Origin of the sequence: Croceibacter atlanticus HTCC2559 (assembly GCF_000196315.1) — a bacterium.
Classification (GTDB): Bacteria; Bacteroidota; Bacteroidia; order Flavobacteriales; family Flavobacteriaceae; genus Croceibacter; species Croceibacter atlanticus.
Map to the genome: position 1 here is coordinate 1,471,535 of NC_014230.1, position 14,922 is coordinate 1,486,456.

The window sequence follows — 14,922 nt, forward strand, 5'->3', positions numbered from 1 at the left end:
CATAAGTTTGATTGATGATTAAAATTTTTGTGCTCTGGTCACTACTGAAGATTTTACTTCTTCTAAGCCAGATTTAATTACTGTAAATACTTTTTCTCTAAAAGTTCTCTCAACTTGAATTTCTGCATCACTAAGCAGTGCGCTTGGGTCTACACTTAAGTTTTCGTTTTTCATCTTGTTAGCGTTTCTTGCACTTGCAGCTTTAAGAAGGTTTTCTATATGCTCATCTGTAAGCTCATTGTTTAAAGCAATATCTTCACTTACCTCTTCAAATTGAAATTTAGGTTCTTGTAATGCGATTTCAGTAAGTGCTTCTGTTTCATTAACTATTGAACTTTCTTTAGATTGTTTGGTAGTGTTAGGGTTTCGAGGTTCGTTAATAGCGATATCATACTTTTGAGAAGCTTTAGGTTTAGATTGCGTTGAAACTTTTTTAGTATTAGTGTTAATTGTTGGTGTAATGGTAGTCTCTTCGGCTATTGTTGTAGCTTCCTTGCTTTCTTTATAACTATCAGTTGTTTTAGTTTTGCCATCTTGTTCATTTACAGTAGTTTTAACAATATTATGTTCTGTGGAAACAGTATTGTTGGTTGAGTTGAAAAACGTGGTAGCTAAAAATACCAATCCAGCAAAGCTTGCTGCAACACCCATCCAAAGCCAAATTGGCGATTTCTTTTTTGAGCTATCATCTAATTGAGAACTTAATGCATCCCAACTTTTTGAACTCGGCTCAATACGTCTCTTTTCTAAAGACTCCTTTATATGTTCTTCAAATTTAATTGGTGCCATAACTGGTCTGTTTTGTAGTGTTTAATTGTTCTTGAAGCATTTTTCGTGCTTTAAACAATTGTGATTTTGATGTCCCTTGGCTAATTTTTAGTAATTCTGCTATCTCTTGATGTTTGTAACCTTCAACAGCATAAAGAATAAAAACGGCTTTGTAACCTTCTGGTAGCTGGTCTATCATACTTTGAATGTGGGTAACATGCAAATCGCTTTCAATAGGATCTATACTATTTTGAGACTCTGTACTCATATCCTCAGAAAACTTTAACTTGTCTTGCTTTCTTAAAAAAGAAATTGCTTCACGCACCATAATCTTTCTTATCCAACCTTCAAAACTGCCTTCATTTTTAAAACTGCTTAAGTTGTTAAACACCTTAAAAAATCCTTTTAACATCACATCTTCTGCAAATTGTAAGTCTTTAATGTACTGTCTGCAAACACTAAGCATTTTAGGAGCGTGCTTCTCATACAGGTGTTTTTGAGCACCACGATGATTGCGCATCGCTTTTTCTATAAGTTGTGTTTCATTTTTAAACAGTGTAATGACTTTCATACGTGCTGTGATTGGTTTCTATTTATATAGACGCGAGATGTTTTAAAAAGGTTGCCTGAAGGTATAAAAAAACCCGAAGATTTTTTGTAAAACCTTCGGGTTGTAGTATTTATATTGAAAAATATTAGTCTCTAAGTATGCTTCTAGAGATTACAATTTTCTGTATTTCTGAAGTTCCTTCGTAAATCTGAGTAATTTTTGCATCACGCATTAAACGCTCAACGTGATATTCTTTTACAAAACCATTACCACCGTGAATCTGTACAGCCTCAACAGTAGTTTCCATAGCTACACGAGATGCGTAAAGTTTTGCCATAGCAGAAGAAAGATCGTAGTTATCACCATTGTCTTTATCTTTTGCAGCTTTCATTACTAACAGACGAGCAGCCTCAATCTCTGTGTGCATATCTGCTAACTTAAACGCAATTGCTTGGTGATTCATGATCTTAGTACCAAACGTTTCACGCTCTTTACTATATTTTTTAGCTAACTCATAAGCACCAGATGCAATACCTAAAGCCTGAGCAGCTATACCAATACGACCACCAGATAATGTTTTCATGGCAAACTTAAAACCGAAGCCGTCTTCACCAATCCTGTTTTCCTTTGGTACTTTTACATCGTTAAAGTTAAGTGTGTGCGTATCACTTCCTCTAATACCTAACTTATCTTCTTTAGGACCAACTTCAAAACCTTCCCATCCTTTTTCAACGATAAAAGCATTAATTCCTTTGTGTCCTTTGTCTTTGTCTGTTTGCGCTATAACTAAGTAATAGTCTGCAGAGCCACCATTTGTTATCCAGTTTTTAGTACCATTTAGTAAATAGTGATCACCTTTATCTATAGCAGTTGTGCGTTGTGATGTAGCATCACTACCAGCTTCTGGCTCGCTCAAACAAAATGCACCAAGTTTTTCACCGGTTGCTAATTTTGTAAGATATTTTTCTTTTTGCTCTTCATTGGCATAAGATTGTAGGCCATAACAAACTAAAGAGTTGTTTACAGAAACAATTACAGAACAAGACGCATCTATTTTAGATAACTCTTCCATAACTAACACGTAAGAAACAGTATCCATACCGCCACCGCCGTATTTAGGATCTACCATCATTCCTAAAAAGCCAAGTTCTCCCATCTTCTTTACTTGTTCTTTAGGGAATTCCTGTTTGTTATCACGTTCTATTACGCCAGGTAGTAATTCCTGTTTTGCAAAATCGCGAGCAGCATCGCGAATCATTAGGTGTTCTTCGGTAAGTTTAAAATCCATTGATTTTTAGTTTTAAAAAGGATTGCAAAGATAGGTTTTCGCAAACGTTTTCTCAAAATTGTATATTACTTTTACGCATATGGCAAAACAAGAGTATAAAGTTTTAGGAGTTATGAGTGGAACCTCGCTAGATGGTGTAGATATTGCACTTGTAACTTTAACGAAAACTAATGTATGGAGTTTTAAAATTAACACAGCTACTACTATACCTTATCCAGATAATTGGCAGACAAAACTAAAAGAAGCTATATCATATAAAGCTAAAGATATGGAGACTTTAAATACCTCTTATGCAGTTTACCTTTCTGAGATTATAAATAAATTTATAGCTAAAAATACTTTAGAGGGAATTGATGCCGTTTGTTCTCATGGTCATACAATTAAGCACGAGCCAAATAACGGTTATACCTTACAAATAGGGAACTTACAATATTTAGCAACACAGCTAAACAAAACTGTTGTTTGCGATTTTAGGGTTCAAGATGTTAAATTTGGAGGCCAAGGCGCACCACTTGTGCCAATAGGAGATAGGTTATTGTTTAAAAGCTATGACTATTGTCTTAATTTAGGAGGTTTTGCTAATGTTTCTCAAGAAGTAAACGACGTTCGTTTGGCTTATGATATATGTCCTGTAAATACAGTTCTTAACTTTTACGCAAATATAAAAGGGTTGCCTTATGATGATAATGGCAAAATTGCTTCACAGCATCCTGTAAACACAAAATTGCTTAATGAGTTAAATGCACTTTCATTTTATGATAAAAGACCACCAAAATCTCTTGGTTTAGAATGGGTAAATCATACTATACTGCCGATTATTGAAAGTTATAATATTTCTACAGAAGAAAAGATTGCAACCTTTACAGAGCATTGTGCACAGCAAATAGGTAAATCTTTAAACAATACCAAAACATCAACTAATAGTCTAGATGTTTTAGTCACTGGTGGTGGTGCTTTTAATGGTTGGCTAATAGATAGAATTTCAAATCACTGCAACTCAAAACTGCATTTACCAGATGATGAATTAATAAATTACAAAGAGGCATTGGTGTTTGCGTTGTTAGGAGTTTTAAGAATTCGCAATGAAATTAATGTTTTATCGAGTGTAACAGGTGCTTCAACAGACCATTCTTCAGGAATAATTTTCAACCCTTAAAAAAGTATTAAATTGTAATTGCAGAGCCTCCAGTTTTTTATATTTGTAATCCTAATCCAACTTAATGAAAGAGCTCCTCGATTTATACGAAAACAAATCTCCAGAAATAGTCTTTAATTGGAATGACCCAGAAACCGAAGCAGAAGGTTGGGTTGTTATTAACTCACTTCGCGGCGGTGCCGCAGGTGGCGGAACAAGAATGCGTGAAGGCTTAGATATGAATGAAGTGTTATCTCTTGCAAAAACTATGGAGGTGAAGTTTACAGTGTCTGGACCAGCAATTGGTGGTGCAAAATCTGGTATAAACTTTAATCCTAATGATCCTCGTAAGAAAGGAGTCTTAGAACGTTGGTATAAAGCAGTATCTCCTTTACTTAAAAGTTATTATGGAACAGGTGGCGACCTTAATGTAGATGAAATTCACGAAGTAATTCCTATTACAGAAGAGTGTGGTGTTTGGCATCCGCAGGAAGGTGTTTTTTCTGGACATTTTCAACCAACAGAAGCAGATAAAATTAACCGCATTGGCCAATTGCGTCAAGGTGTGATAAAAGTATTGGAAAACCCTGAGGTTTCTCCAGATGTCTCTAGGAAATATACTGTTGCAGATATGATAACAGGTTATGGTGTTGCAGAAGCTGTGCATCATTATTATAATATTTATGGTGGCGATATAAAAGGAAAACGCGCCGTTGTGCAAGGTTTTGGAAATGTAGGGTCTGCTGCTGCTTATTACTTGTCTCAAATGGGAGCTAAAGTTGTAGGTATAATTGATCGTGTTGGTGGTCTTATTAATGAGGATGGTTTTTCTTTTGAAGAGATTAAAGAGCTATTCTTAACCAAACAAGGTAACACGATTTCTCATCCAGATCTTATTTCATTTGAAGAGATGAATGAGCGTATTTGGTCTTTAGAAACAGAGATATTTGCACCTTGTGCAGCATCTCGATTAATAACTCAGGATCAGATTTCAAGTATGATTGAAACAGGATTAGAAGTAATATCTTGTGGAGCAAATGTTCCGTTTGCAGACAAAGAAATTTTCTTTGGTCCAATAATGGAATTTACAGATAGTCGTGTAAGTGTAATTCCAGACTTTATCTCTAATTGTGGTATGGCTCGAGTATTTGCATATTTTATGGAACGTAGAGTGCAGATGACAGATGAAGCAATTTTTAATGATACATCTATGACGATTAAAAATGCTATTCAAAATACATTTGATAATAATAGTAATAAAACAAATATTAGTAAAACTGCTTTTGAGCTAGCATTGAAACAGCTCGTATAATTAACTACACAATTTATTTATGGAATCTATAATTATTCTTGTTTTCGCAATAGGATACCTCTCAATTACTTTAGAACACCCCTTAAAATTAGATAAAACTGTACCAGCATTAATTATGGCCGCAATTATGTGGGCTTTGTTAGCCGTTGGTTTTACAAGCGGTTGGTTTAACGTGGTAGATACGCATGAAAATGTTTTTAGCTTTTTAGGTATGGATCATCACATAGCCGAAGAAGGTTTTAATAACGCTCTCTTACACCATTTAGGTAAAACAGCAGAAATACTAGTCTTTCTTATTGGTGCAATGACAATTGTTGAAATTATTGACCTTCACAGAGGTTTTGAAATTTTAAAAGGTGCAGTTAAAACAAAAAAGAAAAGAAAATTACTCTGGATAATAGGTATTCTTGCATTTATCTTATCTGCAATTATAGATAACCTTACTGCAACTATTGTATTAATTACATTATTAAGAAAACTTGTTTATAACCGTGACGAGCGTCTTTGGTTTGCAGGTATGGTTGTAATTGCTGCCAATGCTGGTGGTGCTTGGTCTCCTATTGGAGATGTTACAACAACTATGTTATGGATTGCAGATAAAGTCTCTGCTCTAGGTCTTATAGAGTATATCGTTATACCATCTATAATTTGTTTTGTAGTACCGTTTTTTATCGCTTCACTTCTTCCAGTATTCAAAGGAGATATTTATTTTGATGTTAATGAAGATAAGGAGACAGAACGTTTATTAAGTAGTAAGACAATGTTGTTCTTAGGTTTAGGAGCAATTGTTTCTGTGCCTGTGTTTAAAACACTTACTCACTTACCACCTTATATGGGAATGATGCTTGCTTTAGGTGTAGTTTGGTTGGTATCAGAATACATTCATCCGGAAGAAGACTTTACGCAAGAACGTAGAAAACAATATTCTGCGCACAAGGCATTAAGTAGGATTGAGATTTCATCTATATTATTCTTCTTAGGAATACTTATGGCTGTAGCTGCTTTAGAGACTTTAGTTTATGGTACTATTGGCGGAGAAGAAGTAGGAACACTAAGATATTTAGCAGAAGTACTACAAAGTGCTATACCAAATCAAGATGTTGTAGTAATGATGTTGGGTGTGTTCTCTGCAATTATAGATAACGTACCGTTAGTTGCAGCTTCAATGGGTATGTATACAGCACCAATGGATGCACAATTGTGGCACTTTATTGCTTACTCGGCAGGAACTGGTGGTAGTATGCTAATTATTGGTTCTGCTGCAGGTGTTGCAGCAATGGGAATGGAGAAAATTGATTTCATCTGGTACCTTAAGAAAATTGCTTGGTTAGCAGCTGTAGGTTTTGTAGCAGGTGCAATTGCATTCTTGTTTATTGAAAACTATTTCTAGACAATTTTTAAACCCAATCTACGTTTACTAACAAACTGAATACATAACTATGTCATATACATTTCAAGATGCAGCACAAGATTTAGAACCTGTTGCAGAAGAAAAAACACTTTCTCTACTAGACTTATTGTTTAGTGGAGGTATGGCAGGAAGTATTATAATAGGCGTCTTATTTGTCCTCTTATTTGCTGCTGTCTATATATACTTTGAGCGTTTATTTGCAATTAAAGCAGCCTCTAAAACAGATAAAAATTTTATGCACCAAATACGTGATAACGTTGCCGGTGGTAACATTGAAGCTGCTAAAATAAGATGTGCTCAAGAAAACTCTCCAGTAGCAAGATTAACAGCTAAAGGAATTTCGAGAATAGGAAGTCCTTTAGAAGATATTAATACAGCAATAGAAAATGCTGGAAGGCTTGAGGTTTACAAATTAGAGAAAAATGTAAGTGTTCTCGCAACTATTGCAGGAGCTGCACCTATGATTGGATTTTTAGGTACGGTAATAGGTATGGTTTTAGCATTTCACCAATTAGCAACTAGCAGTGGTCAAGCAGAAATGGGTAACCTTGCAGAAGGAATTTATACCGCTATGACAACTACAGTAGCTGGTCTTATTGTTGGTATTATAGCGTATATTGGATATAACCACTTAGTGGTAAAAACAGATAAAGTTGTACACCAGATGGAAGCAACAGCTGTTGATTTCCTTGACCTGCTAAACGAACCTGCTTAATATGAATTTACGCGGAAGAAATAAAGTAAGTCCAGAATTCAGTATGTCGTCTATGACAGATATTGTGTTCTTGCTATTAGTGTTCTTTTTATTAACCAGTCCACAGATAACACCAGAAGCTTTAGATTTAATCTTGCCTAAAGCTAAAGGTAAAACTACAAACGTTCAGAATGTATCTGTAAGCATTAATAAGGAACTTCAAATTTATGTAGATAAGGAACGTGTTACTACAAGTAACTTAGAACAAACCTTAAAATCTAGATTAAGTGGTGTAGAGGATCCTACAATTATATTAAGAGCAGAAGAAGGTGTGCCTATTGAAAAGGCAGTTAATGTTATGGATATTGCAAACCGAAACAAATACAAAATTGTTTTGGCTGTTAGACCAAATGAAAACTAGTTAAAAGACGTATGAGCTTTATAGAAACAAAACATGAAAAGAAATCTTTGGCAATTACTGTCATAATTCATGTTGCGCTCATATTACTGTTGTTATTTTTCGGGTTTACTTATCTAGATCCGCCACCAGAAAACGGTATAGCGGTTAATTTTGGAACGAGTAGTGTAGGTCAAGGAGATGTGCAACCTACAGAACCTGTAAAATCTGCCCCTAAAAACACGTCACAACCAACACCGCCAGAGCCTCAACAAAAAACTCCAGAAATTAAGGAAGAAGTTGTAACTCAAGATAACTCAGATGCTCCAGTAATCGATAAAACTGAAGATAAGAAAGAGGTTAAGAAAGTTGAGAAGCCGGTAGAAAAACCAAAAAAACAAACTCCAGTTGAAAAACCTGTAGAAAAGGTAGAACCAGTTAAGAAACCAGATCCAAAGCCAGATAAGTCTACTACAGATGCATTAAGTAGTATCTTAAATGGACCTAAGAAAGATGGTACTCAAAATGGAGGAGAAGGTAATGACAATCAAGCTGGAGATAAAGGCGATCCTAATGGAGACCCTAATGCTAAATCTTATTATGGCAATGGTAAGGGTTTAGATGGCGATGGTAATTATAGGTTAGGTGGTCGTAAAGCCCTAAATAAGAAAAAATTTGTTCAAGATTGTAATGAGTCTGGTATTGTTGTGGTTAAGATTGAAGTAGATAGAAACGGTAATGTTATAAAAGCAACGCCAGGTGTAAAAGGAACTACAAACAGTGCTTCTTGCCTGACAGAGCCTGCTAAACGTGCTGCGCTTGCAACGCGTTTTAATAGCGATAATAAAGCACCTACTACTCAGGTAGGAACTATTATTTATGAGTTTAAGCTAAGTGAGTAAATAACTACTGTTTTTTAGTTGATCAAATTTAATTCTTTAATATTTTTCTTTCAATTTTAAGTGTTTAAAGTGGTTGGTAATTAGTCGCGTTGTATCTTTGCTAAAATCACATTTAGGTGCGCAATAAAGCATTTGTTTTTATCCTCTTTTTATGCTTTGCTATTAAGCCGATGTATTATATGGGTCAGTACTCATATTATCAGCTTAATATAGATTATATTATTGAAACCTATTGTGTAAATAAAGACAAGCCAGTATTGCAATGTAATGGTAAATGTCACCTCTCTAAACAACTTGATTTAGCATCAACAACAGATTCAGAGTCTAATGAAGGTGCCATCAATTTAGTTTCAGAGTCTTTTTTTCCAGTCTACTTTCAATCCAATGACAATGTAACTTTTAATGATTCTAATTTTTCATTTAAAAGTACTTTTAATCATTATTATTTAAACAGATACATCTTCGAAAACAAAAAGAGACTGTTTAGACCTCCAATTTCATAAGTTTTAAAATACAACTGTAATTTACAAGGCTTTGGGCGCTTGCCATTAATAGTGCCTTTATTTTAAAACTAAACACATGAAAAATTTAAAAATAGCATTACTCTTAATGCTAAGTATCTCTATTATATCTTGTTCTGATGACGATGATTCCTCAGAAAATCTTTCAGGACAAACAGGAAATTTAATTATAAAATTTGATAACGGTTATGGCGATCAAGATTTCATTTTTGGTACAGAATACCAAAAATCTAATGATGAGTCTTTTAAATTAGAAACGCTAAAATACATAGTAAGTAACATAAGCTTAGAAGATGAAATAGGTAATGTTTACGAATACCCATTTAACGAAAATATTTTTATTGTAGATGAAGCAAATGCAAATGCAGCTGGTGAAATTTGGATTATGTTAGAAGATATTCCTGCAGCAAATTACACAAATGTATCATTTGGGGTTGGTGTAGATCAAGATCGTTATGCAATGGGTGCAGAAGGGCAAGGTGAATTTTTAGAAACTGCAGATGAAGCTGGTATGCTTTGGTCTTGGGCAACAGGATTTAAATTTATAAGAATGGATGGCTCTTTTTCTTCAAGTTCTATTACAAATGATGATTTAAATGTTCATATGGGTAGCGTTGGTACATCTTTAGATAACTATAGAGCAGTGTCTTTATCTTTCCCTAATACTGTATTGGTAAGAACAGAGACGCAACCAGAAATTCACATAAAGTCTGACATTTCTAAAGTGTTTGATGGTTCTACTTCTGTTAATTTAATGGATGGTTATAATCAAGTTCACGTAGATCCAGAAACAACTGCTGTAGTTGCCAATAACATCATGACGATGTTTGAGGTGCATCACGTTCATAATAATTAATACTGTATTGTTTGTGTAGCTAAATAATTTTTTGATTTAAGCTACTTCACATTTTTAGTAATGGTAATGCTGTGCGTATTTATTTAAGTACAGCATTGCCAAATTATAAATTTACTTGAATGTGAAACAAGTTATATGGAACAAAACAGTTTATGTTATGAAGTATTTATGTATGCTAATTATAGTTCTGCTATTTTCATCTTGTGCTAAAGATGATGCTATAGAGTATAGTCCTACACCAATAAATTTAGAAATACCATCTAATTTTCCGCCATTAGTTTATGCTATTGAAAATAATCCTTTAACAGAAGAAGGTTTTCAGTTAGGGAAGTCTTTGTTTTATGAAGGAAAATTGTCATCAAATAATTCTATTCCGTGTGCATTTTGTCACGAACAAGCATTTGCATTTACTCATCACGGCCACAATGTTAGTCATGGTGTAGATGGTGGTATTGGAATAAGAAACTCTCAGCCTATTCAAAACTTAGTATTTCAATCTGAATTTACCTGGGATGGTGCAGCTACTCATTTAGATTTACAACCTATAATACCTATTACTAGTGAGGTTGAAATGAATGAAAGCTTAAGCAATGTTGTTGAAAAACTAAAAGCAGACGCTTATTACAGGTCTGCTTTTGCCTTGGCTTTTGAAGAAGGAGAGATCAATGGAGAAAATTTGCTTAAAGCACTATCGCAATTCATGGTGATGATGGTTTCAACCAACTCTAAGTATGATAGGATGATACGACAAGAAGGTAACGAAACCTTTTCAGTTTTAGAAAATGATGGCTTGGTAACGTTCCAACAAAAATGCACTTCTTGTCACGCTACAGATTTATTTACAGACCAATCATACAGAAATAATGGGCTTTCGGTAAATCCACAAGTAGATGATAAAGGCAGGTATAACGTTTTTCAAAACCCAGATGATCTGTATAAGTTTAAAGTTCCTAGTTTAAGAAATGTGGAGCATTCTTTTCCTTATATGCACGACGGTCGTTTTGAAACTTTAGAAGCTGTTGTAAATTTTTATGATAATGGCCTTACAGATAACGGCAATGTAGATCCTTTGTTAGTTTCTGAAAATGGCAGTTTGGGAATACCACTTACAGATTACGAAAAGCAAAGTTTAGTAGCTTTTTTAAAAACACTTACAGATAATGAATTTTTACAAAATGAAAGATTTTCAGATTTCTAAAATATCAATACTACTTTTAGTTTTTACTCTAAGTATTGTAACACAACTCAGAGCTAAAGAATTATGTAAAGGCAGAAAAACGACTATTCCGAAATTTGGATTAACACTACTAGAAGAAGACTGCGATTTATGTGGGTGTACCACTAGTAGTGGTAGTTCTGCATTTGGAGATTTAAGCATGTCTAATTTTATTGGTGTGAGATACATTTATCAGCAATACGAATCTCGCAATGGTATATTTGAAAACTCGCCAACTAGTGACGAGCATTTTAATACGTATCAAATTTGGGGTAGGGTGCCAATTAGTAAAAATATATTTTTAAATGCTGTGATACCATATCAAGATTTAAGACGAAATTTTGATGATAGAAGCGAGCACTTAAATGGTTTAGGAGATGTGAATATTACAGGATTTTACCAATTTAAATTTTATAAAAAAGAAGAAAACACTAACGATAATGAGGAAAATTATGCGTGGTCTGATACTAGAGAGTTATCAAATCATACCTTAAATATTGGTTTGGGAGTAAAGCTGCCAACAGGTGAGTTTGAAGAAGAATTAGCAGATAAAGTAAATCCAGGTTTTCAAGTTGGAACAGGTAGTTGGGATGTATATCCTATTGTAATGTATGGATATTCAAATAACAATTTAGGTTTTACTACAACCATCGCCTATTATTTTAAATCGGAAAATAAGAACGAATATAAATTTGGAAACCAATTAAGCTATTCAACAACTATGTATTATACGCTTTTAAGGAATGAAAAGGCTATTAAGCCATTTCTGGGTCTATCTGGAGATGTTTTTGATTCAATAGAACAATTTGGGGAGACTTTAGTAAATACAGATGGCTCAATATTTAATGGAGCAGTTGGTATGGAGTATGCAACAGGCAAAATATTATTAGGCGCAAAATATACACAGCCGTTATATCAAGATTTATTTAATGGAAATGTTAAGTCTAAATCTCAAATAGCATTATATCTTAATTTTTCAATTTAATTAATAAAGGTGTTACTGTAAGTTTTAAGTTTACAGTACACCTTTTTTATATTCTCTCACCATGTTGCGAATTGTCTAGACCGCGTTCTTCTTGATCTTCCCTTACTCTAACTGGTAAAACTAAATCTACAATTTTATAGATAAGCAAACTACCTCCGAAAACACCTATAGAAACGAGTATTAAGGCAATTAGATGAAACATAAAAGTTTCTGTCTCTCCATAAATTAAACCCACATCCTTTGCAAGAACTCCTGTTAAAATCATACCGACAATACCTCCAACTCCATGACTAGGAAATACATCTAGTGTGTCATCAATATTACATTGTTTCTGTACTTGAATAGCAATATTACTTATAACCGCAGCAAAGAAACCAATGAAAATACTTTGACCTAAATTAACAAAACCTGCCGCTGGTGTTATAGCAACTAAACCTACAATTGCTCCAATACATGCACCAATAGCAGACATTTTTTTATTAAGCATGCGGTCTAAAAAAATCCAAGTAATCATACTTGTTGCAGAAGCCAAGTTTGTGTTTGCAAATGCTATTACAGCATCTATGTTAGCACCTAGCGCAGAGCCGGCATTAAAGCCAAACCAACCAAACCAAAGTAATCCTGTTCCTAATATTACAAATGGGATGTTTGCTGGCTCTTCAATCATTTTTTTGCGTTTTCCTAAATATATTGCACCGGCAAGTGCAGCTAATCCAGCAGAAAGGTGGACTACTGTACCTCCAGCAAAATCTAACACTCCCCAATTCCTCAGCAAACCTTCTGGATGCCAAGTCATATGTGCTAATGGACAGTAAATAAATAATGAAAATAATATCATTATTAAAATGTAGCTTCTAAACCTTATGCGCTCTGCAAAACTTCCAGTTATTAATGCAGGAGCAATGATTGCAAATTTTAATTGAAATAATGCGAACAATAAAAATGGTATTGTTGATGAAAAGTCAGGGTTGGGTGAAAGCGTAACGTTATTAAAATTAAAGTAAGTAAAAGGATTACCTATAATACCATGGTAGCTCTCTCCAAATGCTAGGCTAAAGCCTATAAACACCCAAAGAACACTCATCACTCCTAAAGCAACAAAACTTTGTAACATTGTGGAGATAACATTTTTTCTATTGACTAAACCTCCGTAAAAAAAAGCTAATCCTGGCGTCATTAATAATACAAATGCACTAGCTACAATCATCCAAGCAGTATCTCCAGTATCAATACTGTAATTAGTAGATTCAATAAATGTGTATTCAGCACTACAGATTAGACTAATAATGACAATTACAGTCAATATTATAAAGTTTAATTTTTTACTCATGATAATTATTTTTTATAAAAATATACATTTAAAATAATTACCCCTATAAAATATAGGGGTAAAAATAAATATTTACTGAATAAATAATAATTAACCCTTAAAAATAATGGGTATTTAATAATGATATTGTTTTAAGTATTTATTTTGTAATAACTGTAATTTTCAATAATCTTCTTAATTTTACTTAAAATTTAAGCTGTTGAATTATAAAGAAACTACTGATTGGTTATTTAAGCAATTACCAATGTATCAAAATCAAGGAGAGTCAGCATATAAAGCGAACCTTGATAATATTGTGATACTAGATGAGTATTTAGATTTTCCTCATCGTAATTTTAAATCTATACATGTAGCAGGAACTAATGGTAAAGGGTCTACGAGCCATATGTTGGCTTCAGTTTTTCAAGAAGCTGGTTATAAAGTTGGTTTGTATACATCTCCGCATTTAAAAGATTTTAGAGAGCGGATAAAAATAAATGGAGAAGTTATAAGTGAGTGTGAAGTAGTTGATTTTGTAAAAGTAAACAGAAATTTTTTTGAAGAAAATAATCTTTCTTTTTTTGAAATGACAGTTGGTATGGCATTCGACTATTTTTCTAATCAAAAAGTAGATATTGCCATTATAGAAGTTGGGTTAGGTGGAAGATTAGATAGTACAAACATTATAACTCCAGAATTATCTATAATAACAAACATAAGCTTAGATCATACTAAATTTTTAGGGACTACTTTAGAGAGTATTGCAAAAGAAAAGTCTGGAATTATCAAATCTAATATTCCAGTGGTAATTGGTCAGGCTGATTATAAGTTGAGATTGGTATTTAATGAGGTTGCTAAGAAAAATAATGCTGAGATAATATTTACTGAAGATTTTAGATTTAAAAATTTAGAGTCTGATTTACTAGGAGATTATCAAGTCTTTAATATGAAAACTGTTCAGACAGCTTTTAAAATACTTCAAGAATCTTGGGATTTAAAGCCAGTCCATTTAAAAGAAGGTCTATTAAAAACTGTTGCAAATACAAGTTTGCTTGGAAGGTGGCAAAAACTTAGCGAAAACCCTTTAGTTTTTTGCGATACAGCGCATAATGAAGAAGGCTTAAAAATAGTAATATCACAATTAAAAAAGTTTGAATACGCAACATTGCATATTATATTGGGAGTAGTTAATGACAAAGATTTAAACAAGTTACTTCCAATATTTCCTAAAGATGCAAAATATTATTTTTCTAAACCTAATGTCCCAAGAGGCTTAAATGAAACTGAGTTAAAAAATAGAGCAAAACATTTTCAACTTTTAGGAAATAGTTATACCTCGGTTAGTAAAGCTTTAAGTGCTTCAAAGTTAGAGGCTAAAAAAAATGATTTAATATTTATTGGTGGTAGTACGTTTACTGTGGCAGAAATAATTTAATTTTTTTTTGAAAAAACATTTTGACAATTGTAAAATAAACTTATATTTGCATCCGCTTACAGAGCAGGGCGCATAGCTCAGTTGGTTCAGAGCACTTGGTTTACACCCAAGGGGTCGGGGGTTCGAATCCCTCTGCGCCCACA

15 protein-coding genes and 1 tRNA gene are annotated in these 14,922 nt (G+C 33.6%); 12 read left to right on the plus strand and 4 right to left on the minus strand.

What is annotated here, in order from left to right; translation table 11 throughout:
- Window positions 1-18: 18 nt before the first annotated feature.
- From CA2559_RS06615 to CA2559_RS06625, 3 genes are all read right to left on the minus strand, one after another.
- Window positions 19-789, minus strand: coding sequence for a hypothetical protein (locus CA2559_RS06615; RefSeq protein ID WP_013187079.1), 771 nt, complete (start codon window positions 787-789; stop codon window positions 19-21).
- A complete protein-coding gene (locus CA2559_RS06620; protein WP_013187080.1) occupies window positions 776-1,339 on the minus strand; it encodes an RNA polymerase sigma factor in 564 nt (187 codons plus the stop codon). The genes CA2559_RS06615 and CA2559_RS06620 overlap by 14 nt, the downstream gene beginning before the upstream one ends.
- 124 nt (window positions 1,340-1,463) lie before the next feature.
- Window positions 1,464-2,606 carry an acyl-CoA dehydrogenase gene (locus CA2559_RS06625; protein ID WP_013187081.1) on the minus strand — a complete coding sequence of 381 codons (1,143 nt, stop codon included), beginning with the start codon at window positions 2,604-2,606 and terminating at the stop codon, window positions 1,464-1,466.
- Between the two features lie 79 nt (window positions 2,607-2,685).
- Here CA2559_RS06625 and CA2559_RS06630 point away from each other — a divergent pair, with 79 nt between their 5' ends.
- From CA2559_RS06630 to CA2559_RS06675, 10 genes are all read left to right on the plus strand, one after another.
- Entirely contained in the window at window positions 2,686-3,762 is a 1,077-nt protein-coding gene (locus CA2559_RS06630) for an anhydro-N-acetylmuramic acid kinase (RefSeq protein WP_013187082.1), read from the plus strand.
- A gap of 64 nt (window positions 3,763-3,826) precedes the next feature.
- On the plus strand, window positions 3,827-5,053 hold the full coding sequence (locus CA2559_RS06635) for a Glu/Leu/Phe/Val dehydrogenase dimerization domain-containing protein (RefSeq protein WP_013187083.1): 1,227 nt from the start codon (window positions 3,827-3,829) through the stop codon (window positions 5,051-5,053).
- Between the two features lie 19 nt (window positions 5,054-5,072).
- Window positions 5,073-6,443 carry a sodium:proton antiporter NhaD gene (nhaD, locus tag CA2559_RS06640; RefSeq protein WP_013187084.1) on the plus strand — a complete coding sequence of 457 codons (1,371 nt, stop codon included), beginning with the start codon at window positions 5,073-5,075 and terminating at the stop codon, window positions 6,441-6,443.
- 49 nt (window positions 6,444-6,492) lie between these two features.
- Window positions 6,493-7,179, plus strand: a complete 687-nt coding sequence (locus CA2559_RS06645) for a MotA/TolQ/ExbB proton channel family protein (RefSeq protein ID WP_013187085.1) — start codon at window positions 6,493-6,495, stop codon at window positions 7,177-7,179.
- A 1-nt stretch (window position 7,180) separates the two neighbouring features.
- The gene (locus tag CA2559_RS06650) at window positions 7,181-7,579 is read left to right on the plus strand and encodes an ExbD/TolR family protein (protein WP_013187086.1); all 399 of its coding nucleotides are present in this window, start codon (window positions 7,181-7,183) and stop codon (window positions 7,577-7,579) included.
- An 11-nt stretch (window positions 7,580-7,590) separates the two neighbouring features.
- Window positions 7,591-8,457, plus strand: a complete 867-nt coding sequence (locus CA2559_RS06655) for a hypothetical protein (protein WP_013187087.1) — start codon at window positions 7,591-7,593, stop codon at window positions 8,455-8,457.
- A 179-nt stretch (window positions 8,458-8,636) separates the two neighbouring features.
- Window positions 8,637-8,960, plus strand: coding sequence for a hypothetical protein (locus tag CA2559_RS13565; protein ID WP_013187088.1), 324 nt, complete (start codon window positions 8,637-8,639; stop codon window positions 8,958-8,960).
- Window positions 8,961-9,036: 76 nt separating this feature from the next.
- Window positions 9,037-9,834 carry an MbnP family protein gene (locus CA2559_RS06665; RefSeq protein ID WP_013187089.1) on the plus strand — a complete coding sequence of 266 codons (798 nt, stop codon included), beginning with the start codon at window positions 9,037-9,039 and terminating at the stop codon, window positions 9,832-9,834.
- Window positions 9,835-10,006: 172 nt separating this feature from the next.
- Window positions 10,007-11,032 carry a cytochrome-c peroxidase gene (locus CA2559_RS06670; RefSeq protein WP_013187090.1) on the plus strand — a complete coding sequence of 342 codons (1,026 nt, stop codon included), beginning with the start codon at window positions 10,007-10,009 and terminating at the stop codon, window positions 11,030-11,032.
- The gene (locus tag CA2559_RS06675; protein WP_013187091.1) at window positions 10,995-12,035 is read left to right on the plus strand and encodes a transporter family protein; all 1,041 of its coding nucleotides are present in this window, start codon (window positions 10,995-10,997) and stop codon (window positions 12,033-12,035) included. The genes CA2559_RS06670 and CA2559_RS06675 overlap by 38 nt, the downstream gene beginning before the upstream one ends.
- Window positions 12,036-12,081: 46 nt before the next feature.
- On the opposite strand, the gene CA2559_RS06680 is transcribed toward CA2559_RS06675, so the two are convergent.
- Window positions 12,082-13,365 (minus strand): ammonium transporter, encoded by a 1,284-nt coding sequence (locus tag CA2559_RS06680; protein WP_013187092.1) that lies wholly within the window; start codon window positions 13,363-13,365, stop codon window positions 12,082-12,084.
- A gap of 199 nt (window positions 13,366-13,564) precedes the next feature.
- Here CA2559_RS06680 and CA2559_RS06685 point away from each other — a divergent pair, with 199 nt between their 5' ends.
- Both CA2559_RS06685 and CA2559_RS06690 read left to right on the plus strand, forming a co-directional pair.
- Window positions 13,565-14,779, plus strand: a complete 1,215-nt coding sequence (locus CA2559_RS06685) for a bifunctional folylpolyglutamate synthase/dihydrofolate synthase (RefSeq protein ID WP_013187093.1) — start codon at window positions 13,565-13,567, stop codon at window positions 14,777-14,779.
- Window positions 14,780-14,845: 66 nt separating this feature from the next.
- Window positions 14,846-14,920: transfer RNA gene (locus CA2559_RS06690), tRNA-Val, on the plus strand.
- Window positions 14,921-14,922: the final 2 nt, after the last annotated feature.